The 23,615-nt window shown below is 58.5% G+C and carries 20 protein-coding genes; 13 read left to right on the top strand and 7 right to left on the bottom strand.

Annotation, left to right across the window (positions count from 1 at the left end; genetic code table 11):
* Positions 1–80 precede the first annotated feature (80 nt).
* The gene (locus VGM18_03965; GenBank protein ID HEY3972134.1) at positions 81–1,679 is read left to right on the top strand and encodes an AMP-binding protein; all 1,599 of its coding nucleotides are present in this window, start codon (positions 81–83) and stop codon (positions 1,677–1,679) included.
* Between the two features lie 380 nt (positions 1,680–2,059).
* Positions 2,060–3,121 (top strand): PQQ-binding-like beta-propeller repeat protein, encoded by a 1,062-nt coding sequence (locus VGM18_03960; GenBank protein ID HEY3972133.1) that lies wholly within the window; start codon positions 2,060–2,062, stop codon positions 3,119–3,121.
* A gap of 216 nt (positions 3,122–3,337) precedes the next feature.
* Here the strand turns inward: VGM18_03960 and VGM18_03955 are convergent, their stop codons facing one another.
* Positions 3,338–4,447: a PHB depolymerase family esterase gene (locus VGM18_03955; protein ID HEY3972132.1), complete on the bottom strand. Its 1,110-nt coding sequence runs from the start codon at positions 4,445–4,447 to the stop codon at positions 3,338–3,340.
* A gap of 15 nt (positions 4,448–4,462) precedes the next feature.
* Here VGM18_03955 and VGM18_03950 point away from each other — a divergent pair, with 15 nt between their 5' ends.
* Positions 4,463–5,002 carry a DUF6249 domain-containing protein gene (locus VGM18_03950; GenBank protein HEY3972131.1) on the top strand — a complete coding sequence of 180 codons (540 nt, stop codon included), beginning with the start codon at positions 4,463–4,465 and terminating at the stop codon, positions 5,000–5,002.
* 95 nt (positions 5,003–5,097) lie between these two features.
* Here VGM18_03950 and VGM18_03945 read toward each other — a convergent pair whose 3' ends face one another.
* From VGM18_03945 to VGM18_03935, 3 genes are all read right to left on the bottom strand, one after another.
* Entirely contained in the window at positions 5,098–5,481 is a 384-nt protein-coding gene (locus VGM18_03945; GenBank protein ID HEY3972130.1) for an EVE domain-containing protein, read from the bottom strand.
* A 47-nt stretch (positions 5,482–5,528) separates the two neighbouring features.
* Positions 5,529–5,987, bottom strand: a complete 459-nt coding sequence (locus VGM18_03940; protein HEY3972129.1) for a carboxypeptidase-like regulatory domain-containing protein — start codon at positions 5,985–5,987, stop codon at positions 5,529–5,531.
* 67 nt (positions 5,988–6,054) lie between these two features.
* A complete protein-coding gene (locus tag VGM18_03935; GenBank protein HEY3972128.1) occupies positions 6,055–6,777 on the bottom strand; it encodes an alpha/beta hydrolase-fold protein in 723 nt (240 codons plus the stop codon).
* 114 nt (positions 6,778–6,891) lie between these two features.
* On the opposite strand from VGM18_03935, the gene thiO reads away from it, so the two are divergent.
* Together thiO and VGM18_03925 are read left to right on the top strand one after the other, a co-directional pair.
* Entirely contained in the window at positions 6,892–7,965 is a 1,074-nt protein-coding gene (gene thiO / locus VGM18_03930; GenBank protein ID HEY3972127.1) for a glycine oxidase ThiO, read from the top strand.
* Between the two features lie 159 nt (positions 7,966–8,124).
* Positions 8,125–9,495, top strand: a complete 1,371-nt coding sequence (locus VGM18_03925; protein HEY3972126.1) for a dipeptidase — start codon at positions 8,125–8,127, stop codon at positions 9,493–9,495.
* 144 nt (positions 9,496–9,639) lie between these two features.
* Here VGM18_03925 and VGM18_03920 read toward each other — a convergent pair whose 3' ends face one another.
* Both VGM18_03920 and VGM18_03915 read right to left on the bottom strand, forming a co-directional pair.
* Positions 9,640–10,029, bottom strand: a complete 390-nt coding sequence (locus VGM18_03920) for a redoxin domain-containing protein (protein ID HEY3972125.1) — start codon at positions 10,027–10,029, stop codon at positions 9,640–9,642.
* A 12-nt stretch (positions 10,030–10,041) separates the two neighbouring features.
* Positions 10,042–10,308: a hypothetical protein gene (locus tag VGM18_03915; GenBank protein HEY3972124.1), complete on the bottom strand. Its 267-nt coding sequence runs from the start codon at positions 10,306–10,308 to the stop codon at positions 10,042–10,044.
* Between the two features lie 503 nt (positions 10,309–10,811).
* Between VGM18_03915 and smc the strand changes: the two genes are divergently transcribed.
* The 4 genes from smc to VGM18_03895 all read left to right on the top strand — a co-directional run bounded on the left by smc (position 10,812) and on the right by VGM18_03895 (position 16,913).
* Entirely contained in the window at positions 10,812–14,723 is a 3,912-nt protein-coding gene (smc, locus tag VGM18_03910; protein HEY3972123.1) for a chromosome segregation protein SMC, read from the top strand.
* Between the two features lie 368 nt (positions 14,724–15,091).
* Positions 15,092–16,003 (top strand): phosphoribosylaminoimidazolesuccinocarboxamide synthase, encoded by a 912-nt coding sequence (locus VGM18_03905; GenBank protein HEY3972122.1) that lies wholly within the window; start codon positions 15,092–15,094, stop codon positions 16,001–16,003.
* Between the two features lie 39 nt (positions 16,004–16,042).
* Entirely contained in the window at positions 16,043–16,591 is a 549-nt protein-coding gene (locus VGM18_03900) for a CvpA family protein (protein HEY3972121.1), read from the top strand.
* Between the two features lie 43 nt (positions 16,592–16,634).
* Positions 16,635–16,913: a helix-turn-helix domain-containing protein gene (locus VGM18_03895; protein HEY3972120.1), complete on the top strand. Its 279-nt coding sequence runs from the start codon at positions 16,635–16,637 to the stop codon at positions 16,911–16,913.
* Between the two features lie 123 nt (positions 16,914–17,036).
* Here VGM18_03895 and VGM18_03890 read toward each other — a convergent pair whose 3' ends face one another.
* Positions 17,037–18,344 (bottom strand): hypothetical protein, encoded by a 1,308-nt coding sequence (locus VGM18_03890; protein HEY3972119.1) that lies wholly within the window; start codon positions 18,342–18,344, stop codon positions 17,037–17,039.
* A 363-nt stretch (positions 18,345–18,707) separates the two neighbouring features.
* Between VGM18_03890 and VGM18_03885 the strand changes: the two genes are divergently transcribed.
* From VGM18_03885 to VGM18_03870, 4 genes are all read left to right on the top strand, one after another.
* On the top strand, positions 18,708–19,430 hold the full coding sequence (locus tag VGM18_03885) for an SDR family NAD(P)-dependent oxidoreductase (GenBank protein ID HEY3972118.1): 723 nt from the start codon (positions 18,708–18,710) through the stop codon (positions 19,428–19,430).
* 129 nt (positions 19,431–19,559) lie between these two features.
* On the top strand, positions 19,560–22,070 hold the full coding sequence (gene galA / locus VGM18_03880; GenBank protein ID HEY3972117.1) for a beta-galactosidase GalA: 2,511 nt from the start codon (positions 19,560–19,562) through the stop codon (positions 22,068–22,070).
* 88 nt (positions 22,071–22,158) lie between these two features.
* Positions 22,159–23,205, top strand: a complete 1,047-nt coding sequence (locus tag VGM18_03875) for a ParA family protein (GenBank protein HEY3972116.1) — start codon at positions 22,159–22,161, stop codon at positions 23,203–23,205.
* Positions 23,159–23,569: a hypothetical protein gene (locus tag VGM18_03870; protein HEY3972115.1), complete on the top strand. Its 411-nt coding sequence runs from the start codon at positions 23,159–23,161 to the stop codon at positions 23,567–23,569. Before VGM18_03875 ends, VGM18_03870 begins: the two co-directional genes overlap by 47 nt.
* Positions 23,570–23,615 lie beyond the last annotated feature (46 nt).

Below are 23,615 nucleotides of genomic sequence, written 5' to 3'. Positions count from 1 at the left end.
TGCCAAGCTGAAGTCTCCCGAGAAGCAACTACGTCGCACTCAGCTCTTTCCAGTACAATTTCTGCCGGCATCTTTCCAGAATGTTGCGCACTCAACTTTACGCCGACCCCCACGATCTTTTTCTCCACGAGCTCGTGCTCGAATCCTGCCGTCGCAATGCGCCAAAGACCGCGCTGGTGGACAGCTCCTGCGCCCGCCGTCTCACCTACGCCGAATACGGAGAGCTCGTCGAGTCCGTAGCGCGCTCCCTGGTTCATCTCGGAGTCAGACCCGGCGACGTAATCGCCATCTTCCTGGCGAACTCGTGGGAGTTCTGTGTAACTTTTCATGCCGCGCAGCTTGCCGGAGCCATTCCCACGCTCCTCAATCCTACTTACCGCGAGCGCGAAGTCCGCTATCAGTTGGAAAACTCCGGCGCAATTCTGCTGATCACCGACGGTTGCTTCATCCAAGGCATCAATCTGGCGGACCTGCCGAAACTCCAACGTGTTTACACCACGCGCCAGGGCGCGCCAGGCGCCGAGCCTTTCGCCAATCTGCTCCGCCCCACGACGGCTGCATTCAGCAAGCCCGGTCAGCCCTCCGATATCACTCTCGCGGCGCTTCCCTACTCCAGCGGCACTACTGGTCTGCCCAAAGGAGTCATGCTCTCGCATTACAATCTTGTGGCCAACGTCTATCAATTCGTCGGACCGAATGCTTCGCATCTCAACGGCAACGACCACATCCTCTGCTGCCTTCCGCTTTACCACATCTACGGGCTGAATGTGATTCTGAATCCTGCGCTGATCCTTGGCGCGACACTCGTCCTCGTGCCGCGCTTCAGCGTGCCGTTGCTCACCAAAATTCTGATTGACGAAGCCATCACGATGATGCCTCTCGTCCCGCCTGCGATGAATGCTCTATGCCAGGCCGCCGAAGCCGCGGAGTTTCCTCGCGATCACAAAGTCCGCTGGGCCAAATCCGGAGCCGCACCTCTTGCTCCCGAACTCGCCCGCCGCTTCACTGCGCTCACCGGTATTCTCGTGTGTCAGGGGTACGGCATGACCGAAGCCTCGCCCGTCACCCACGTCGGCTTCCTCGAACCCGAGCTTTATCATCCCGACTCCATCGGTCATCCTCTCGCCGAAACCGATTGCCGCGTGCTCACTCAGGCCGATATCGATCTCTCCGACACGCCCGACGATCTTATCGAGGCTGCCTCCGGCCAGCCCGGCGAACTCGTGATGCGCGGACCGCAATTCATGCTCGGCTACTGGAACGAGCCGCAAGCCACTGCCGCGGTTTTGCGCGACGGATGGTATTGGTCCGGCGATGTCGTTACGCGCGACCTGAAAGGCTTCTACCGCGTCGTCGACCGCTGTAAAGAAATGATCAAGTACAAGGGTTTCGCCGTGGCTCCCGCCGAGGTCGAGGCCGTTTTGCTCGAGCATCCGGCGGTAAAAGAATGCGGCGTAATTGGCCGCCCTGATAATGCCGCCGGAGAAGTCCCTATGGCCTTCGTCGCGCTACGCCACGGCTTTGTCGAACAACAGAAGCTGAAAGACGAACTCTGCGCCTTCGTCGCCGACCGCCTCGCGCATTACAAGCAACCGCGCGAAGTGCGGTTTGTCGATTCTGTTCCCAAGACCGCATCGGGAAAAATCCTCCGCCGTGAATTGCGAAAGTCCATCGGTTGAAGACAATCGCACTCGACAGTCTCGCTGATCGCGTCCGTGCAATGCGTCCTTCAGATCTTGGCGTTCTTTGCGGAATTTCTTAGCGCCCTTTGCGTTCACGCTTTCGCTTCTGCTTCCCGCAAGATCAACCCCCTAACCGCAAAGAACTCCAAGCACCGCCGCAAAGTGCGCAAAGAGCGACTACTGCGAAGAAGTGACACGTTTTTGACATGCCGCTGACAATTCCTTTCCGCTATGCCTGCACACTCACTTCCAGTTCGCGGCGAATTTCTGCCGACCGCGCATGCATCCGCAAATGCCTATCCTGGCGCTCGTTTTGCCGGAGGCGGCGCGGAAATCGTAACGGCCAATCGGATTGGCATCGCCATCGGAGGATTGTCATGAATTTGTCTCGCCTGAAAATCTGGGCCTGTGCAGCTTCGCTCATCGCCGCCAGCACGCTCTCGGCCCACGCCCAGGGAAACGGCTTCAACACTCCCGGAAATGTTCTCATCTCCGACCAGTACAACAATCGCCTGATCGAAGTGAATCCCGATAATCACGCTGTGGTCTGGACCTTCGGGGACGGTTCCAGTGTCGCCGGACCTCACTCGGTCGTCGGCGTAAACGACGCGCAACGCATTGGCGCGATCACGCTGATTGCCGGCACCGGCGTTCCCGCAGGCGCCGAGCCCACGTGCCCTAACGGATGTCCCGACAACCGCGTGATGCTGGTAAATCCCAAAGGAATCATCGTCTGGCAATACGGCAAGGCGGGCGTCACCGGCTCTGGCCCGGATGAGCTCAACGCACCGGTGCAGAATACCTATCTCCCTAACCATCACATCCTGATCACCGATCAGGGCAACGCGCGCGTTATCGAAGTAACTCCGGACAAGCAAATTGTCTGGCAGTACGGCCAGACGGGCGTAACCGGAGCCGGACCCGATCAGCTCAATAATCCCAACAGCGCCGAGTTGCTCGGCAACGGGAACATCCTGATCGCCGACGAAAGCAACAACCGCGTCATCGAGGTGAATCGCAAGAAGCAGATTGTTTGGAAGTATGGCTGCGCCAGTTGCAGCGAACTCAATGCCGCGGCCTTCGCCAGTCGCCTGCCCGATGGCAGCACGCTCATCACCGATGGCGGCAACAACCGCATCCTCGACGTAGATTCCAGCGGCAAGATTCTCTGGACCTATTACACGAATGCGCGCTCCGGCAGCGTCTCCAATCCCGCTCCGAGCCGGGCGGTGCAACTGAAGAATGGCAACATCCTGATCAGCGACCAGAACAACATGCAAGTCATTGAAATCGACTCCGCTCAGAACATCGTCTGGAGTCAGGGAATCATTGCAGTCGCAGGCAATGGATTCAACATGCTGAACGGCCCCTACGACGCAAAAGTGATCGGCGACTATACCGGCTTGACGCCGCCCGTGCTTCGCGGACGCGAACGGTAGATCGCACCTGTTTTGGGATGAGCAGTCATGTTACGGAATGTCATCCGAGCGGCGCGTGAAGTGCGCGCCTAAGCGCACTTCACGCGCCGTCGAAGGATCCCTGCCTCCGGAAAAAATGCCAGCCGCATAGATGACTCATATATGGATGCTTCGACTACGGATTGCAGTTCGCGAAGCGAACTGCAATCTCCGTTCAGCACGACGACAAAATAAACCCTACTTCTTCTCCGCCTCCGGCAGTTTCCGAGTAGCAAAGAAACTCCAGATCACCTCGTTGGCATTCAGATCCTGGCTGGTCTTGCCGATCGTGTTCTCCGCCTCATACTGCTCGCCGCCTGGCCAGGTATTTCCCGCGCCCTTCACGCTGTAAAGCACCACTTGCGCATTCTGCTGGCAGCCGTTGTAGGTGTCCACCTTGGTTTCCATTCCACCCTTTGCTTTCGGCGGTAATTTGCTCTTTTCCGGTTTCTCCTGGCAGCGGTCAATCTTCGCCCACGCCTTGGCGCTATCTTCCACGGAAATCGTGGAGAGGCTCCGATTCTTCTCCGTGCCGCCGTCATAGCGAACCACCGGGTCCGATGTGCCATTGATCATCAACATCGGCACCGGTCGGGTGGGCACACAAATCATGGTCTTCGGCATCGCCGCACCCACAGCGGCCACGGCGGCAAAACGGTCACCCAAGGCGCATCCCAGCCGCATGCTCATGAAGCCGCCGTCGGACAATCCCGCTACATAGATTCGTGCCGGATCCGCCGAAAACTTCTTGCCGACCTCATCCAGCAGTTGGTTAAAGAATCCAATGTCATCGGTGGGCGTCGGCTGTCTCTGCTCGTTCGGTTCCTCGCCCCGGCGCTGTCCCCCGCTGCCCGGATACCCTCCGCCGGGATAACCCCCACCACCCCCGGGGTAACCGCCGCCACCAGGATAGCCATAACCACGGCGCCTCGGTCCCATCCCCATCGGCCGCTGCTGCGCTGTCGGCCGCACTCCCACATTCCAGCGCCCATGCAACGCAAAGGGATAAACCGTAATCACGCCATCCTTGTCCGCCAGCTCATCGAACCGCGTCAGCCGCTGAATATCGTCCGCATCCTGATTCAAGCCATGCAGCAGAATCACTACCGGATAATGTTGCTGCGCTTCGTAGCCCTTCGGCAGACGGATCACGTAACCGCGCTCCACATCGTCGACCATGATTTTTTCCTTGGTCGTCTGCGCCCAGAGCGATTGACAGAGTAATGGACCGAGCGATGCACAGGCCAAAGGTAGGAGCAGACAGACCGCTGCCTTCGAAAAATTTCCATTCCACTTTCCAATTTTCATCTGGTCTCCAGAAGCGTGATCCCGAAAAGTCCCAAGCAGAGGCTTGCCCTTGTTTGGAAGCATCCGCTCTCGCCAGAGTTGGCCCGCAACGGAACTTTCCGGCCCAACCAACCGTATGTCTCCATGAACGCAGCCATCGAAGCGTTGAAACCCATCTCAGCATCTCCGGCGCCCAGCGCCACAGAAGGGAGAACTACCATGGACGGAATCACCGGTCTCGCAGCGATTGTCATGATTTTCGGTATGCCCACGGCTGTACTAGGAATGTACACCTTTTACCGCGTGCGCAAACTGCGCACGGAGGAACGTCTCGCGGCGATGCAGAGGGGAGTAGCCGTCCCCATGGAGCCCGATCTTTCCCAGGCCGCCCACTCCCGTCGCGCCGGAATCCTGCTGATCGCCGGCGCCGTCGGCTTCATGTTGACCTTCAGCATTATTGCCAGAGTCGAGCCCGACGCCCAAATCGTAGCCGCCTTCGGCGCCATCCCCTTCACCCTTGGCCTGGGATATTTGCTCGACTCAAACCTGATCCGCCGCGAAGCCCGCGCGTCGTAAGCGCACCGGGATCGAAAAGAAAGCGCGGAAGCCCTGCGGGAACAGGTGCCCCATTTTTCACGCGTCGTTGGCGTGAGAAGTGGGGCTCTTGACTTTTACTCCCCCGTCAGAAACCTAAACTGCGCCTCGTTCAGCGGCACCACGCTCAACCTTCCCTGCCGCGCCAACGGAGATTCAGCAAACAACTGATTCGCCTTTGCCTCCGCCAGCGTCACTGGCTTCGCATTGGCTTTGCCAACTTTAATTTTTACCTGCGGATTCTTCTTCGCATCCGAGGCATCGACCGAAACCACCGTCGCCGTTCCCACCGCGCTCTTCTCATCGCCCGTGTGATAAATCACCAGCCGCTCACCCGGCTTCATTCCCCGCAGATTCTTCAATGCTACGGGGTTCGACACGCCGTCCCAAATCGTGGTCTTCTCGCGCTGCAAATCTGCAAACGAATACGTCGAGGGTTCCGTTTTCAATAAGTAATCCATGCGCCTTACTCCTTCAACGAGCATTTCTCTCAGCCGGGGGTGCGAATCTAATTGGGCTTTTTATTCGGATCCGGCGGAGGTGCGTCTGGCTTCGCCGGCGAATTCTGGTCCTTCGCCCCCTCGCCATACACCGTGAACTGATCCTGGGGACGCTTCAGCTTAACCGTGATCTCCGTCTTGGCCTTCTCGACGTCGTAATCTTCTCCGAACGTCTGAAATCCGTGCGCCAGCACCTGCACTCGCAGCATGCCTAAGGGAATGCCGTCAAAGCTCGCTTTTCCCTCCGCGTCGGTCTTCAACTCCATGCCTCCGCGGCTCTGCTTGCCCTTGTCGTTCACCGGATGCATGATGACTGCGGCGTTCCGCACCGGTTTCCCGCTGTCATCCTTGACCACGAGAAAATAGATGAACGACGTGGCCTCTTCGTCCTTATCCTTTTGCCCCATGGCCATGCCCGACATCGCAAGCATCGCCAGCACTGCCCCAATAACCCATGACTTTCTCATGCCAGCCATTCTATGCAGCTGCGAGTCGGCTGTCATCCTCACACAGCCGATGAGACACCGAGATGCATCATCGTCCGAATGCCCACGCCACCATCAGCGGGAACTCTTCTCGCCAAAATGCGCCACCATGCGAACCAGCTCGCTCGTTCATGACGACATCCGCGCCTGCATCGCGCAGCGCGTCCGCCCACCTCCTTGCGTTTTCGAGGAAGAACGGCTCCTGCGTGCCAGCGACAAGGTAGGTGCGCGGAAGCGGACTCGGCATAACGCCAGTCGGCTTGTAACCGCCGCCAGGCGAGGCGCAGAAGACCACACCGTAGAGATCTGGATGCCGAAGCCCAAGAGCGAGGGCCAGCTCTCCACCCGCCGACACGCCGAACACTGCGGTACGTTCAGCGGGCAGCGCTACGCCAAACCGCAACTCCGTCCAGCGGCGAACGTCTTCGACGAAGAACTTCTCATGTGCCGCGAACCGCTCCGGCTCAAAGCCCGGTGAATACTCATGGATCCGCGGCATCTCATCGATCAGCCCATGTACACCGACGATCATTGTGGACGGTACGTCGGCCTTCTCGAGCAACCTGCCCCACTTCGCGATTCTCTGCCCGTCGCCGGCGAAGACAATTGCTTTCGGCGGCTCAGGCGGAACGTACACCGTAACAAGCCTTCCACCGCCGTATTCGAACGCCTCGGTGACAAATTCTCCCGAGACTCCGGTCGCTGGCTTGTCGGGCGTTCCGTCGGACTCACTGAGCTTGCGGTCGACGTGATTGCGTCCTTGCTCCTTCATGGCGTTGCCTCTTAATTTGTAGAACTCTGACCCTATAGAACTATGATCGCCCTGTTCTTCCGTCCACCTATAAGAATAGGATGCCGCTGAAACCTGCTCTTTTACAATGCTCATGTGAAGACCTGGGACGTCATCATCGTCGGCGGCGGCGTCATCGGCCTCTCGCTCGCCATCGAACTGCGCAAACGCAGCGCAACCGTGCTCGTAATCGAGCGGGGAGAACCCGGCCGAGAAGCCTCGCACGCCGCCGGCGGCATGCTAGTCGACTGCGGCCTCGAAACGCCGACGGCACTCCAGCCTCTCGCCACGGCGAGCGCGCGGATGTATCCCGAATTCGCGTACGAAGTTGAAGTCGAATCGGGGATGAAAGTAGATCTGCGCGACCAAGGGACGATCGTTCTCCTATCCCCGGAGGATGCCGAGCGGTATACCGAATTCCTTTCGGCGAACCGTCTTCCTAGCCCACTGAAGGAACTCGAGCCCGCGCTTGCCCGAATCGATTCTTCCGCCGTCTTCTTGCCGCTCTTCTTAGAAGAGCGCAGCGTCGATCCGCGCGCCCTCTCCGCTGCCGCGTGGGAAGCAGCGAAGCGAAGAGGCGTCGATTTTTCCACCGGCGACGCAGTGCAGTCGATTATCTTTTCCGCCGGAGCCGACCGCGCACTCGTCCGCGCCAGAACCGAGTATCACGGCAAGAAGGTCGTCAACTGCGCCGGAGCCTGGTCCGGCGAACTCGGTCCGCACCCCTTTCCCACTCGCCCTGTCAAAGGGCAAATGCTCTGCCTCGCCATGCCCTCACGCACGCTGCTGAAGCACGTAATCCGCGCTCCCGACGTTTATCTGATCCCTCGCAGCGACGGACGCCTCCTCGTCGGTGCCACCGTCGAAGAAGCCGGATTCGACAAACGCACCGATCCCGATACAATTCAGCGCTTGCACAAAGCCGCAATAGCCCTCGTTCCGCAACTGATCGAAGCCCGGTTCCTCGATGCCTGGGGCGGTCTCCGCCCCGGCACTCCCGACGCCCTCCCCATCCTCGGCGAGACCGCAACTCCCGGCTACTACGTCGCCACCGGCCACTTCCGCGACGGCATCCTCCTCGCCCCCATCACAGCAGAAATCATGGCCGACGTAATCGAAGGCAAAACACCAGAGTTTGATCTAGCTCCGTTCTCCCCAGCAAGGTTCTAAAGAGTTCGCAACCATCCCGGTGTTCCTCTGTGCACCTCAGCGTCCTCTGTGGTTAAGGATTTTTTTCGCCAATCCAGCAGAGCCCGGCGCCGCCCCGCCGCGCTATACTGATTCGTTTCCGCGCACCTTTAAGCTACCCGTCGAAGAAAGGACTCATCCATGGCCTCGTCCGCAGTCGATTTTGCCCGCACCAATCAGCAGCGCTTCCTCAACGAACTCAAGGATCTCCTCCGCATTCCCAGCGTCAGCACTCTGGAAGAACACAAGCCCGACATTCAAAAGGCCGCCGACTACGTGGCCAACAACCTGCGCCGCATCGGCATGGAAAATGTCGAAATCATCCCCACCAAAGGCCATCCGCTCATTTACGCCGACTGGCTGCATGCCGCCGGCAAGCCCACGGTGCTTTGCTACGCCCACTACGACGTCCAACCCGCCGAGCCGCTCAACGAATGGATCACGCCGCCGTTCGAGCCCACCGAGCGCAAAAACAACCTCTACGCCCGTGGCGCGGTCGACGACAAAGGCCAGCTCTGGATGGAAGTCAAAGCCCTCGAATCTCTCATGCAATCCGGCGGCGGCAAGCTGCCCATTAACGTGAAAGTCATTTTTGAAGGCGAAGAAGAAGTCGGCGGCGCTGCCATCGCGGAATATATTCGCAAGCAGAAAGCCAAACTCAAAGCCGATTTCGCTCTCGTCTGCGACACCGAACTTTTCGCGCCCGATCTTCCCACCCTATGCGTCGGGTTGCGCGGCCTGGTTTACACCGAAATTGAAGCCCAGGGCGCCAAGACCGATTTGCACTCCGGCATGTACGGGGGCGCGGCCCCGAATCCACTGTTCGCCCTGATCGAAATCATCGGCAAACTGAAAGACGCCAAGGGAAAGATTCTCATCCCCGGCTTTTACAAAGGCGTGAAGGCACCGACCGCAGCGGAACTCAAAGCCTGGAAGCGCCTGCCCTTCAACGAAGAGCACTACCGCAAGGCCGAAGTGGGATCGAAAGTCCTCACCGGAGAACCCGGCTACTCGGTCCTCTACCGCACCTGGGCGCGCCCCACGCTGGAAGTCCACGGCATGCCCGGAGGCTTCGTCGCCCCCGGTGCAAAAACCGTAATTCCTGCGAAGGCGAGCGCGAAAGTTTCCATGCGCCTGGTCCCCAACCAGGACGCAGATGATGTCTTCAAGAAATACTCCGCCTTCGTGAAGAAGCTCACGCCCAAGGGAGTTGAAACGAAAATCAAAGTGCACAGCAAAGGCCCGGCCGCCGTAATCGGCACCGATAATCGCTTCATCAAAGCCGCCACCGAAGCCCTGCACGACACATTTAGGAAAGAAACCGTCTTCATTCGCAGCGGCGGCTCCATCCCCATCGTCACCGACTTCCAGGACGTCCTGAAAATTCCCAGCGTCATGATGGGCTTCGGCCTCCCCGACGACAATCTGCACGCCCCCAACGAAAAATTCCACATTCCCAATTTCCACCGCGGAATCGAAACCATCTGCCGCTTCTTCGAAAAGCTAGGCTAAAAATATCTGGGATAAAAGTATGTTGTAGAGCGAGTTTTTATTTTGCAATTAGTTATGCGGGGACGGGTGCCTTCCCCCGCCCCGCCAAGCGCAGCGAAGCGAGCAGCGCCACCACCCTTTCCCTTCTCCTCAACGGCAGCCCGATCAACTAACTATCGCACGCAGCTGTTTGAGGGTTTCGGAAGGCTCAGGCCGGATGGTATAGTCTGCGTTTACATCCGCCGCACGAATGACTCCTTGCTTGTCGATCACGTAGCTCGACGGCATCGGCAAGCGGTATTCCGATTCGTCGTTAAATCGGTCCAGAGTACTCCCGAATGATTTGTATAGCTCGCGGAGGTAATCCGGCAGTGTAAAGACAAGCCCAAACTGCTCTGCCGTCTTCAGATGAAGGTCGGTCAATATGTCAAAAGTCAGGTTCAGTTTCTTGTGCAGAGCTCGCGTGTAGCGCTCGAGTTCAGGAGTGACGACGACCATCTCCGCCCCCAAGGCTCGCACCTCGGAAACGATTTGCTGTAGAGCCTCCAGCTCCATATTGCAGTAAGGTCACCAGTGTCCGCGGAAGAAGTTGACCACTAGCGGCCCTTCGCGGAGCAGGTCGGTGGACGATACCTGTACATGATCCTGATTAAATAGAATAAACGTGGGAGCGCGGTTCCCAGGCTTTAACGCGCGCTCTTCGATTCCAGTGGCCTTGAGCTCGGCCGTCGCTCGATGCATTTTTTCAATCGCCGCAGGCGACGCGTTGTAAGGCGGCGCTCCGGAATCAAAAGTCTTCTTAAATTCGTCCAATCGTTCCTGAAGGCCTGCCATTTGTCTTTGCCTTCCTTTCGGCGTCAGGCTTGCCCGCAAACTAACCGATCAGCCACATAGATCACATAACATACCCACCCTTATCTTAAATCCGATTGCGCTTCGCGCGAGCTTGCGCTAGCCTTATCCTGCTCTCGCGGTCCTCCCACCTCTCTTCCCGTCTCCACTGAAAAACCGGCCAGTTGCTGCAATGTGTGTGCAACCCAACGCGGTCCTTTGCAAACCCACACCACATATGGTGTTATATTCCTTGACCCCGCCCCAATTTCCCCGTTACAGTAGCTTAACTTTGTTCCCGCCCTATCCAGCCTGGGGTGAAAACGCACCGGGGAGCGCGTCGCCATGCATCGAATCTCCAGGGGAGGAATCCTCTTGGTAAACAGGGTCTGCTTCGTTGAAAGCAGCAGCAAAAATCGCCACCTCTCGCCCATGAGTCGAGAAATGGGGCACTCGGTTCCACTGGCCGCTGCCAACTCGCCACTGTTTTTTCCAAGGAGTTTACGTTGCTCAAACTGAAGAGGCTTCAGATTCTCGGGTTCAAGTCGTTCTGCGACCGCACCGAACTCAAGTTCCACGGGGACGGGGTGGCGGCCATTATCGGCCCCAACGGTTGCGGCAAGTCCAATATTTCCGACGCCATCTCCTGGGTACTCGGCGAACAGTCGGCCAAGACCTTGCGCGGCGCCCGCATGGAAGACGTCATCTTCGCCGGCACTCGCGACCGCAAGCCCACCGGCATGGCCGAAGTGTCGCTAACCCTGATCGATCCCGAAGCCTACAACGGCGCCGACGCAAACGCGCCCACCGAAATCGACATTCAAGACAATCTGCCTGAAGCCAACATCAACGACGACTGGGACGAAGCCTCCATTCGCGCCCGCGCCGCTAAAGCAACAGAAGACGCCGTGGAAGACGCACAGCCCGGCAGAACCGAAGAAGTAGAACTCCCGCGCAACAAAATCAACACCATCGCCGTTGCTTTTCCCGACGACGAGCCTGTGTTCGCCCTGCCCGCGCACACGGTAGTTGCACCGCTGACCGCCGCATCCGCAGGCACTCCTGCCCCGCACGTAGTCCTCAAAATCCGCCGCCGCAAATTCAACCAGCAGCAGTTCCATCACGGTGAAATTCATGTCACCCGTCGCCTGTTCCGCTCCGGCGACAGCGAGTATTTGCTAAACGGCAAACTCTGCCGCCTCCGCGACATTCAGGAACTCTTCATGGGCACCGGCCTCGGCCCTGAATCCTACGCGCTCATCGAGCAGGGACGCATCGGCCAGATCCTCAGCAGCCGCCCCACCGACCGCCGCGCTATTCTCGAAGAGGCCGCCGGCATAACGAAATTCAAAACCAAGAAGCGCCTCGCCGAAGCCCGCCTCGAAGACGCCAAGCTCAACCTTTCCCGCATCAACGACATCTTCGACGAAGTCACGCGCCAGATGAATTCGCTCAAGCGCCAGGCCAGCAAGGCCGAGCGCTACGCCCGCCTGCGCGAAGAAATGCGCGCCAAGCTGCGCGTGGTTCTCGCCAGTAAATTCGCCGCCATCGAACAGGAAAGCGCCGCGATAGATTCCCAACTCAACATCCTCGCCGAAGAGATGGAGCATCGCACCGCCGCCGTGCACCAACTCGATGCCGAACACGCCGAGCGTACCCAGCGCGGTTACTCCATCGAAGCCGAACAGCGCGAGAACCGCGACCGCATCAGCCAGATCATTCTGGAAATCGACCGCGCCCACGCCCGCCGTCGTCACAACGAAGAACGCTGCGCCGAGTTGCTGGTGCGCGCCGCTTCCTCTGAAGCCGAACTAGCGCAGGCGCGCCATCGCCTAACCGCGCTCGAATCCGAACGCGAATCCAATCGCCAGATCCTCGAATCCGCCGCCGCTGACTTGGCCGCCGCTCAATCCGACTTCGTCCTCTGCCAGCAAGAGGCCGCTGCCGCTGCCGCGAGCCTCGCCGAAATCGAGCGCCAGCAGGAAGAATCCCGCGTCGCAGTCTTCGACACGGTCTCCTCCGCGTCGCGCCTGCGCAATCAACTCGCGCAAGCCGAAGAACGTCTCGCTGGCGCCGATCGCGAAGCCCGCCGCCTCGAATCCGAAATCGGTAGCGCCAACGTTCAGGTCGACGCCTTCGGCGGCCAGCGCGGCCAACTCGCTCTCGAATTTGAAACCGTCACCCAACGCGTCACCGGAATCGCCGAAGAAATCAGCCAACTCCGCCGCCTGATCGAACAGAAAAAGCTGGAAGAGACGCGGGCCAAGACCAATCTCGACGTGCTCCGCGCCGAATACGCCTCCTATCTCGGCAAGAAAGGCTCGCTCGAAGCCGTCATCGCCGAGCACGGATACTCCACCGAATCGGTTCGCCGCCTCTTCCAATCCGGCGTGATGAACAGCGGCCTTGCCCCGGTTGGCGTGCTCGCCGACTTCCTCGAAGTGGAACCTCGCTACGAACGCGTCGTCGAAGATTTCCTGCGCGACGAACTCAACTACGTCGTCGTCAAATCCTGGGACGCTGCCGACGAAGGCCTGCGCATGCTGCGCACCGGCGTCGATGGCCGCGCCACCTTCCTCGTCCATCCCGAAGACGCGCAAGCCAAATTCTCTTTCGTGCTCAATGAAGCCGCACACTGCGCGCCCCCCGCGGCCCAGATCACTCCACTCAAGAGCACCATTCGTGTCCTCGACGGCTTCGGCAAATCGCTGGAAGTCATCCTGCCCAAGCTGCGCGACGGCTACATCGTTCCCGAAGCAGGCGTAGCCCGCGGCCTGGCTCTGGAAAATCCCGATGCTTTTTTCCTCTCTCAAGCCGGCGAGTGTTTCCACAACGTCACGGTCACCGGCGGCAAGCAGCGCGCCGAAGGCCCGCTCTCGATGAAGCGCGAACTGCGCGAGGTGCTCCGGCAGATGGAAGATCTCGAGCGCGCTCTCCGCGATGAAGAAATACGAGTGCTCACTCTGGGCCGCGAGATCAAAGATCTCACTTCCCTGCTCGATCGTCTCGACGGTGAAAAGCGCGAAGCCGAACATCAGGCGATGACATCGGGCCACATGCTCCAACAACTTGACTCGGAGATGACCCGCGTCAGCGAGCGACTCACCGTCTCGCAAATGGAATTGCGCCGCCTCGCCATCGATCGCGCCGAACAGGAAAGCATAGTCTGCGCGCGCCAGTCCGAAATCGCAGCCTTAGAAGAACAGCGCATCCAACTTGAGCAGCAGATCGCCGCCGCGCAGGAGTCTCTGACCGCTCTTCGCCAGCGTCGCGAAGAATCGGCCCAAACCACCTCGCAGCATGCCGCCCGTGTGGCCACACTCGAAGAGCGCCACCGTTCCGCATCTGCTGTGCTGCAACGCATCGAATCTCTATTCTCCGAGATGGGCGAACGCGTTCATGCACTGACTTCGCAAATCGAATCCGCCGCTGCCGAGAAATTGCAGCGCGAATCCGAGAACCAACAACTCGCCCAGAATGCCGCCGATCTCGAAGCCGAACGCAATGCCGCGCAAGCCCGCGAAGGCCTGCTGCAATTTGAGACCGAACAACTCCGCGCCCGCCTCACCGAAATCGACGACCTGCTGCGCAACAGCCGCCTGCTACTTGACCAGGCCCGCGATCGCCGGGGCGAACTTTCCGCCACTGCCGCGAAGCTGCAATCGGATGCGCAGCACATGTCGGAAATCTGCCTCAACGAACTCGGCGTCGAGCGCGCCGCATTAATGGCCGACACCACACTCGTGGCCGTCACCGGCGATGAACTCACCGCCGAAGATCGACTTTATCGCGACATGCGCACGAAACTCGAAGCCATGGGCCCGGTCAACATGATGGCCCTCGAAGAGTACAAAGAGTCCGCCGAGCGCCACGGCTTCCTCGATACTCAGCGCAAGGACTTGATCTCGTCGATCGAAAACACAACGGCCACCATCAAAGAGATCGATCAAATCTCGCGTCAGAAATTTGAAGAAGCTTTCGCTAAGATCAACGAAAATTTCCAGGCCACATTCAAGAAGCTGTTCGGCGGCGGGCACGCCTTCATGAAATTAACCGACGAAGAGAACAGCGCCGAGAGCGGTATCGACGTTGTCGCTTCGCCTCCCGGCAAGCGCCTTCAAAGCGTGCTTCTGCTCTCCGGGGGCGAGAAAGCGCTCACCGCGCTCGCTTTGCTCGTCGGCATCTTCCAATACGCCCCCAGCCCATTCTGCATTCTCGACGAAGTCGATGCCCCGCTCGACGAAGCCAACATCGGCCGCTTCACCGAACTGGTCAAAGAAATGAGCGTGCAAACCCAGTTCGTCCTTATCACTCACAGCAAGAAAACCATGAGCATCGCCCCCGTTCTCTACGGAGTCACCATGCAGGAGCCGGGGGTCTCGAAACTCGTCTCAGTACGTTTTGCAGCGACAAATTGAAATCTCCTGCGCATGCCGACGAAGAATGTCCTTCTCTCGATTCCTGGCAAATCGAAGAAATCACGAACGCCTTAGCCGAAGCCGACCGCGCTGATTTCGCGAGCGACGACGAAGTTGAACTTACATTCAAAAAGTGGACGCTGCCTCATCACTTGTAACGTCCCAGTTATCCACTCCCATCCTCAGCTTTTCCACAATTCCGATTACTCATAACCCTTGTCCCCTAAGCCCTTTCCGCCATCTGCTTTGCTGTCAACATTTTTCATTGGAACGGATCGCTTGCGACGCACGAAAACCTGATCAGAATCGTTGACATTTTTTTCTGACCAGCTAGAATACGCCTCGCTCCTTGCCTGTAAAATTTCTCCATGACTTCCGATCTACTCGATCCCGTCCTCTTACAAACCAATTTTCCCGATCTCCACCTTCACGCCAGCGGCAAGGTGCGGGACATCTATTCCCTCAACGACCAGCAACTGCTCTTCGTCGCCACCGACCGCATCTCGGCTTTCGATTACATCCTGGCCACCGGCATCCCCCACAAGGGACGCGTCCTCAGCCAGATTTCCCTCTTCTGGTTCGATTACCTGGCCGAGATCGTCCCCAATCACCTGATCACCGCCGACGTTGACAAGTATCCAGCATCCATTCGCAAGTACGCTGACCAGTTGCAGGGCCGCTCCATGCTCGTGCAGCGCGCCGCCATGTTTCCCGTGGAATGCGTGGTCCGCGGCTACATCTCCGGTTCCGCCTGGAAAGAATACAAAGCCACTGGCAAGGTCTCGGGCATCCAGTTGCCCGCCGGCCTCAAAGAATCCGATGTCTTTCCTGAGCCCATCTTCACCCCGTCTACGAAGGCCACAACCGGACACGACGAAAACATTTCCTTCGACCAGATGTGCCACATCGTCGGCGTCGAAACCGCCAGCCATCTGCGCGATCTGACCCTGCGCGTCTACAAGAAAGCCGCCGCCTACGCGCTGAACCGCGGCATCATCATCGCCGACACCAAGTTCGAGTTTGGACGCACCGCCAAGGGCATCACTCTGGCCGACGAAGTCCTCACTCCCGACTCCTCGCGCTTCTGGCCCGCCGACAAGTACGTTCCGGGACGGCCGCAGGATTCTTATGACAAGCAGTACGTCCGCGATTATCTCGAGCAGATTCACTGGAACAAGCACCCGCCGGCGCCCGCGCTTCCCGCCGACGTGGCTCGCCGCACCAGCGAAAAATATCTCGAGGCTTATTTCCAGCTTACGGGACACAAGTTGGATGTGTAATCCCGCTTCTGGTGCGATCTGCGCCCGCGGGAGCGCAGCATGACCCCCGCGGACTGGTTCATTTGTGCGTTGTTGTTAATTAATGTCGTCACAGCCGCCATGCAGGGCTTCTTTTCCGAAGCTCTCACCATTGCCGGGCTGGTCGTAGGCTACATCGTGGCGGCCTGGAAATATCGCGTCGTCGCGGAGTGGCTGGAATCGTTTTTGAAGAATGTGTGGTTGGCTGAGGTTCTTGGTTTCTTCGTCATTTTTTTTGCCATCGTGATCCTGTTCGGCCTCGCCGCCAGAATCGCACGGTGGGTGATGAAGCAGTCCGGACTCAGCGGCCTTGACCGTTTCCTCGGCGCAGTCCTGGGACTGGCAAAGGGCGGGTTGATGGTAGCGGTGATCCTGATGGGCATGACGGCATTCACGCCAACCTCAAAGCTGCTACAGAATTCGCAGCTCGCGCCTTACTTTCTCGTGCTCGGGCACGCCGCCGCGTGGCTCGCACCCACCGAGTTGAGGCTGCGCTTCGAGCAGGGTCTTACCTTGCTCCATCAGGCTCCGCAGAAGTTAACCAGTTCCCCTGCTTCCCCGCCGCAATAGGCCGCGGTGCAGTGAAAATTCATATTTAAGAGAGAGACGCATCGTGAAAGATCAATTGGAAGCTCTGGTTCTCCAGATGTACAGAAGCAACATTCTTTACTCCGAAGGCGTGCGCGAATTCAAAAAGCGTTTCATCCTCACCGTATTGCAGGAGAACAAAGGCAACCAGTGCCGCGCCGCCCGCGAACTCGGCATGCATCGCAACACCCTCAGCCGTACCATCACCGAACTCAAAATTGACGTCCGCGTGCTGCGCGACGGCGTCAAGCGCCCACCTCGCAGCACCCGCACCGCGATCGTCGAGAAGAAAATCGTCCGCTAACTCAGCCGCTTGGCGGCGGAATGTGAAAGCCCCGCAGGGAAGTGCCGGGTGGACGGCCCATGACGTCAACGCAAATGAAAAGGCAGCCCGCGCGGGCTGCCTTTGCTTTCACTTGCCTATTCGCTATTGGCTGGCGGCCGGCTTGTGATGCACCGCCGGCTTCGCCGGAGCCGCTTTGGCCCTCAACAGCTGCCCCTTCTCCATCACCATCATGAACGGATTCGGTGTATAGGAAGCGGGCTCACCCTGGAAGTCCAAGCTGGCCCCGTCTTTTGGAATCAATCGCACCGGAACCTTCTCCTCGAACTTCAGCGTGATGTCCGCCTTCTTCGCATCGATATCATCCGAACTGCCGGCAATCTGGAACTCAGTGGGGGTCGTGCTGATCACCGTACCATTCATCTGCACGGCAACGCCCTTGATCGCATTCCAGACCGTGTCCTGATCTGCCTGCTCGCAATTGGTGAACACGAACTGCCACTCCGCAAAGCTCATCTCTTTCGGCGCCTTGGACGCTACCATCGCGTGGCATTGCTCCGCCGGTGTGGGCGCCGGTTTGATCGCCATCTGTGGACCGTTCGCCTTGGCCGCGGCCAGTAGCTCCGCCCAGCCATCGTCCCCTGCATGGAACTTCACATACTGCGACTTTGCATACTTTTCGATTCCCGCCTGAGCCGCCGCTGGAGCCACCGCTGCCGCCCGCGCCGCGAACCAGATCCCGTTCTGATAGTCCGGCGGCGTCGACCCCAAATATGCCAGCGCCAGCGGATACACTACGCTGAAATCCGTCGGATTCGCGTCCACGGCGACGCGCAAAGACTTGGTCGCGCACGCATTATCCTTGTCCTGCAAGCACGAGATGCCGATGGCAGCATTAAATATCGCATTCATCTGATCTTTCGTCTTCTGAACATCCGCTTCCGAGGTGCCCGCCGGAGGGGTGAATTTAGGCAGGCAATCAAGTCCCTGCTGGCCGTATTTCTTGGCGTCCGCCAACAGTTGTTTGGCGTTCGGGTCCCCGCCCTGAGCCATTACTCGGTCAAAATAGGCAAGCCGCGCCAGCGCCCCTTCGTTGCACGTATCCACCGCCACCAACTTGGCCGCCGTATCCATGGCCTTCTTCATATTGTTCGTCTGCTGGTACGCCGCCATCAGAAGTTCCAGCGCCTGGTTCTTCATTACGCTATTGGGATACTGCGTAAGAAACGCCTCCAGTCCGCTAATCTTCGCATTGGGGTCTGAAGCCTGATAGGCAGCCACGTAGGCGTTGTACTCCGCCGGGTCTTTGATCACCGGCGCCTGCGCAGCCGGCGCCGCAGCTTGTCCTTGGGCCGGCGGCGTCGCCGGTTGGCCCTGAGTGGGCGCCGCAGTGCCTTGTCCCACCGCGCTCACTGCCACTCCAAGCACAACCGTTAGCAGAATCTTTTTCATCAGTATGGCTCCTTGTCCTTTTGGTTCTTCAGGAAATTACTTTTCTGGGAATCGTCTTCGTACCGCGCAGCAGCAACTGCATTCCATCGCGACCGCACTCGGTCGCATTGCCTGCTTTGGAATGCCGGCTTCCTGGCAGGGGGCCCCGGGGAAAGTGGCCTTGTTCGACTGCCTCGCTCGATCGCGAGTGGTCCTCGAACCCCTTTCCCGGTTGGCCGGATTATAAGTACCTCCTCCGCCGAAGGCAAGTAACTTCCATTCCTGCTCCCCATTAATCGTTCAGATGCGTATTGTAGACAAGACGGATGTTTCCAAATCCGCCCGGGCAGTATCCTACACTCGCGCATAGGAGACGCTATCTCTATGGACACCGGACAGCCCCTCGCCGGGCAAGTCGCCGTCGTCACCGGAGCCGGCAGCGGCATCGGCGCTGCCATCGCGCAGAAACTCGCTATGCTCGGGGCCACCACCGTCCTCTGCGGACGCACCAGGTCCACGCTCGACGCCACCGCACAGGCCATCCTCACCGCTGGCGGCAAGACCGAAGTCATTCCCTGCGACGTCACCATTCTTCATCAACTCGAATACGCGTCGGCTCGCGTCGACAGCACTTTCGGCCGCCTCGACATCCTCGTTAACAACGCCGGCGTCGGCGGTTTCAACGAGCCCTTGCACAACCTGCTCCCCGAAGATTGGGACCGCATCCTCAACACCAACTTGCGCGGAGTCTATTTCGCCATCCGCGCCTTCGTTCCGCTCATGATTCGTGCCTACGCCGGACACATCATCAATATCTCGTCCCTCGCCGGAAAAAACGCTGTCCCGAATGGCGCCGCCTACGCCGCCTCCAAGTGGGGATTGAATGGCCTTACCTACTCCATCGCCGAAGAACTCCGTCCCCACAACATCCGCGCCAGCGTGATCTGCCCCGGCTCAACCGAAACCGAACTCAGCCCCCACGCCGGAAAAGATCCAGCGAAAATGCTCCAGCCCGCGGACGTTGCCCACGCCGTAGCGATGCTCGTTACGCAATCCCCGCAATCCTTTGTCAGTGAAATCCTGCTGAGGCCAACCCAAAAACCGTAGCTTAGAGAAACACGGCGGCGGCCGTCAGCTCTCAGCCAAACCGTAGCGCGTGTCCATGCGAACTTCCCCGTTCCGAACGACTCAGCCTTATAATGCTGAGTCCCTACGATTCATCCTTGAGGTCACTGAATGTCGTCGTTCACCCGTCGTGATCTGCTTCGGTCCGGTCTGGCTCTTTCCGCCTCAACTCTGGTCGCCGGCTCTGTGCGCCGCGCCCACGCTCTTCTGTCAGCCTATCCCCAAGCAGCTTCGGCGGAGGCATTATCAGCGCTCGCTCCGCGCGAACGTCTTCTCTTCGACTTCGGTTGGAAATTCTTCCAAGGCCACGGCTGCGATCCCCTCCGAGATCTCGGATTCGGCAAAGGCCAGGGCGATTTCGCCAAAACCGGCGAATTCGACTTCGCTCGCGAGAAATTCGACGACTCCAAATGGCGATCTCTGAACCTGCCGCACGACTGGGCAGTCGAATTGCCCTTCGTGCACGACGAAGAACAAAATTCGCACGGCTACAAACCGCTCGGCCGCCGCTATCCCGAGACCAGCGTGGGTTGGTACCGCCGCGTGTTCGACATTCCAAAAGAAGACGAAGGTCGCTGGATCACCATCGAGTTCGACGGCGCATTCCGCAGCGCGCTCGTGTTTCTCAACGGCGCGTTTATGGGACGCAACGACAACGGCTATGCCCCCTTCCGCTTCGACCTTAGCGATTTTCTAAACTACGGAGGCAAGAATTATCTGGTCGTCCGCATGGATGCCAGCTTCGGCGACGGCTGGTTCTACGAGGGCGCTGGTATTTACCGCCACGTGTGGCTCACCAAGACGAACCCGCTGCATATCGGACATTGGGATAGCTATGTCCGCACCGCTACGAAGGGCAACACTTCAATCCTGAATTTGGGAACGATCGTGCAGAATCATGGCAAGCAGCCGGACAATTGCCGCGTACGCTGGCAGATCTTCGATCACTCCGGCAAAGCTGTGGCCGCAGCCGACTCAGCGCCGCAATCCGTTGCTACTGACGGTTCGGCGACTTTCAGTGCGACCGCCAATTTGACGAATGCAGCCCTCTGGTCGCCCGAAACCCCCAGCCTTTATTCAGCCGTCGTCACGGTCGAGTCCAACGGCAAGACGCTCGATGCCGAGCGCGTCACCTTCGGCGTGCGCTCGATCGCGTGGGACCCCGACAAAGGATTCTTCCTCAACGGCAAATCCGTGAAGATCAAAGGCACCTGCAATCATCATGACCATGCGGGTGTCGGAGCAGCCCTCCCCGATCGCATGCAGTGGTATCGCCTCGCAATATTAAAAGACATGGGCGGCAACGCCGTCCGCACGTCGCACAACATGCCCACTCCAGAATGGGTGGAAGCCTGCGACCACCTCGGCATGATGATGATGTGCGAAACCCGCCTGATGAGTTCCAACGCCGAAGGGATGGCGCAACTGGAACTAATGGTGAAGCGCTACCGTAACTCTCCCTCGATCATTCTCTGGTCGATGGGCAACGAGGAGTGGACCCTGATGCCGCAACCGCAAGGCCCGCGCGTCGTCTCCGACATGATCGCGCGCACGCACGAACTCGATCCCACCCGCCTCTGCACCGCCGCTGTCAACGGCAGTTTTAATACGCACTTCCCCGAAGTGCTCGACGTGATGGGCTTCAACTACAACCTGAAAGAACTGGACGCCTATCACGCCAAACATCCCAGGCAACCCAGCGTCGGCTCGGAGACGGCCAGCACCGTTTCCACGCGCGGCATTTATTCGACCGACGCGCTGCGCAACTGGGTCAGCGCCTACGACCTCAACCACACCGATTGGTCCGAGCTCGCCGAAGAATGGTGGAAATTCTACGCCGCCCGCGAATGGCTCTCCGGCGGCTTTGCCTGGACCGGCTTCGACTATCGCGGCGAGCCCACGCCCTACGGCTGGCCCTCGATCAACTCGCAATTCGGCATCGTCGACATGTGCGGCTTTCCCAAGGATAATTTTTACTACTACAAAGCCTGGTGGGGATCGGAGCCAGTACTGCACTTATTTCCGCACTGGAACTGGGATCAGCGCAACGGCGAACCGATCTCGGTCTGGGTGCACTCGAATCTCGACTCGGTCGAAGTCTTTCTCAACGGCAAGAGCCAGGGCTCGAAGAAAGTAGAACCGCTCACGCATCTCGAATGGAAAGTAAAGTACGAGCCCGGAGTCCTCGAAGCCCGCGGCACGAAAGATGGCAAAGTCGTGTTGACGGAAAAGCGCGAAACCACTGGCGACCCAGTGTCGATCCGCCTCACTCCCGACCGCACCGAAATCAACGCCGACGGCGAAGACGTGGCGGTACTAAAGGTTGAAACCCTCGACGAGCAAGGCCGCGCAATTCCAACAGCGGCCAACATGATCAGCTTCAAAGTCACCGGCGACGGCGCCCTGATCGGCGTCGGCAACGGCGACCCCAACTGCCAGGAGTCGGACAAGGCCCCGAAGCGAAGCCTCTTCAACGGCCTCGTCCAAGTAATCGTCCAGTCGACGCGCACCGCAGGAACGATCACAGTAGAAGCCTACACCGAGCCCTACCCGCGCCCGATGCTAAAGAGCGCGCAAGCCACAATCACGACGAAAAAAGTGGAGCTGCGGCCAGCGCTATGAGTCACGTTCGGCCCAAGCTTACCGAGTATAATTGCAATCTCGGCCCCGTCGATCCGCCATTCAGTAAGCGCGCTGCGCGGAGGTGATAGTGAACACTTCGTCGATGCTGCAAGGTCCGCTTAACCCAGTCCTAAAACCGGAGCACAAGCTCAGGCATGACGTGTTTAGTACTCCAAAACATCCGGGGTCTATCTGCGTTGCGAATTACAAGGGAGGCGTAGGCAAGACTACGGTGACATGTCTTCTCGGCTACTACTTAGCCGAACTGACGGGCAAGCGGGTGTTGCTCTTTGACATTGACCCCCAGTGCAGCCTCTCTCTCGCCCTAGGCTTCGACCCTGAAGCGGTCAGCAAGACCGAACTTACAATTTACAACCTTGTGAGACCGACGAAGTGGACCAAGATTAGGAAAACCAACTTCAGCCAGTATGTAACGAAGGTTCCGGACTCACTCGCACCGGACAAACTCTCGATCATCAAGGGTTCATTTGATGTAGAAGAGCTTGACATGGAAATTGCGGCTAGTGTATCCGGCCAGAACGCCCGCCGGGTTGACGAGTTGTTCCTGTACTGCAAGCAGATGATGGATGCGTTCGACACCTTTGACTACATCATCGTCGACTGCCCACCCAACAAGATGTTCCTCACACAAGCGATGTTGCAGGCTTGTAGCTTCTATCTGCCGGTTACAATACCGGACGTTATTTCTAGCTACGGAATGCCACGCTTGCTGCGATGGGTAAAGAAGATTCCGGTAGCGGACCGCCCTCTCTTCCTCGGATATGTCCTCAACGTGATCAATCGCACCGGAGGCCCGCCGGGAGGCAAGGTTACAAGTCAACAGTCCGCCCATGCGCGACTCGATCGAAGTATTCAACTGGACCTTGAACAGATAGAGAAAGATGTCATCCGCGGTAAGCCTACCATTGGCGTCATACCGCGACTAGATGCTATTGCCCGCTTCTTGGGAGAACAAGGCGCGAAGTTCAGCCGCTACGAATTTAGCAGGCACACTTCCGGACAGCCGAGCATCGAAGAATGCCTAACGGCAATAACGAAAGAAACGATCAAGCGAATGGATACCTATCATGCCCAAACATCACATCGACCTAGTCCCGGGTCGAAGCCTGCCTGACGATCTCAAGGATTGGTTGGCACGCTATTTTGAGCCGAAGCAACTTCAGAAGCTGGAGCGCCTCGGGGGCCGCGTAACTTTTTCTTTCGTGGCTCCCTACGTCGAACGCAATGCGGCGGGAAGCGAAGTCGCAATTGATGAACAGTTTCTAGAAACTATTCGTGCTCAGAGGAGCGACAAAGCAGCTTTGGAGCAATCCTTGAAGCCACTAAAAGAAAAGCAACTACGGGAGCTTTGCCGAATGGTCGGTCAGCCGGTGCGTTCAAGCGCCTCGAAAGGCGAGCTAAAAGCGGAGCTGATTCGTAATCTTCAAGCCGAAGACTTTTGGCAGCGAATTTCGGCTAGCTCAGCAAATGCTTGCTAACCACCAACCGACTCTCACCTACACCTTTATAATGGAAAGATTCTCA

This window comes from Candidatus Sulfotelmatobacter sp., assembly GCA_036500765.1.
GTDB lineage: Bacteria > Acidobacteriota > Terriglobia > Terriglobales > Acidobacteriaceae > Sulfotelmatobacter.
The sequence above is the reverse complement of the archived record's forward strand: the minus strand, read 5'-3'. Positions and strand labels throughout refer to the sequence as shown.

Excerpts from the sequence above, each read along its gene's own strand:
- VGM18_03960 (HEY3972133.1), top strand. The coding sequence starts at position 2,060 with ATGAATTTGTCTCGCCTGAAAATCTGGGCCTGTGCAGCTTCGCTCATC.
- VGM18_03935 (HEY3972128.1), bottom strand. The coding sequence starts at position 6,777 with ATGAAGGAGCAAGGACGCAATCACGTCGACCGCAAGCTCAGTGAGTCC.
- VGM18_03920 (HEY3972125.1), bottom strand. The coding sequence starts at position 10,029 with ATGGAGCTGGAGGCTCTACAGCAAATCGTTTCCGAGGTGCGAGCCTTG.
- VGM18_03900 (HEY3972121.1), top strand. The coding sequence starts at position 16,043 with ATGACCCCCGCGGACTGGTTCATTTGTGCGTTGTTGTTAATTAATGTC.
- VGM18_03905 (HEY3972122.1), top strand. The coding sequence starts at position 15,092 with ATGACTTCCGATCTACTCGATCCCGTCCTCTTACAAACCAATTTTCCC.
- galA (HEY3972117.1), top strand. The coding sequence starts at position 19,560 with ATGTCGTCGTTCACCCGTCGTGATCTGCTTCGGTCCGGTCTGGCTCTT.
- VGM18_03945 (HEY3972130.1), bottom strand. The coding sequence starts at position 5,481 with ATGGATTACTTATTGAAAACGGAACCCTCGACGTATTCGTTTGCAGAT.
- VGM18_03955 (HEY3972132.1), bottom strand. The coding sequence starts at position 4,447 with ATGAAAATTGGAAAGTGGAATGGAAATTTTTCGAAGGCAGCGGTCTGT.
- VGM18_03885 (HEY3972118.1), top strand. The coding sequence starts at position 18,708 with ATGGACACCGGACAGCCCCTCGCCGGGCAAGTCGCCGTCGTCACCGGA.
- VGM18_03870 (HEY3972115.1), top strand. The coding sequence starts at position 23,159 with ATGCCCAAACATCACATCGACCTAGTCCCGGGTCGAAGCCTGCCTGAC.
- VGM18_03940 (HEY3972129.1), bottom strand. The coding sequence starts at position 5,987 with ATGAGAAAGTCATGGGTTATTGGGGCAGTGCTGGCGATGCTTGCGATG.
- VGM18_03965 (HEY3972134.1), top strand. The coding sequence starts at position 81 with ATGTTGCGCACTCAACTTTACGCCGACCCCCACGATCTTTTTCTCCAC.
- VGM18_03915 (HEY3972124.1), bottom strand. The coding sequence starts at position 10,308 with ATGGCAGGCCTTCAGGAACGATTGGACGAATTTAAGAAGACTTTTGAT.
- VGM18_03890 (HEY3972119.1), bottom strand. The coding sequence starts at position 18,344 with ATGAAAAAGATTCTGCTAACGGTTGTGCTTGGAGTGGCAGTGAGCGCG.
- VGM18_03925 (HEY3972126.1), top strand. The coding sequence starts at position 8,125 with ATGGCCTCGTCCGCAGTCGATTTTGCCCGCACCAATCAGCAGCGCTTC.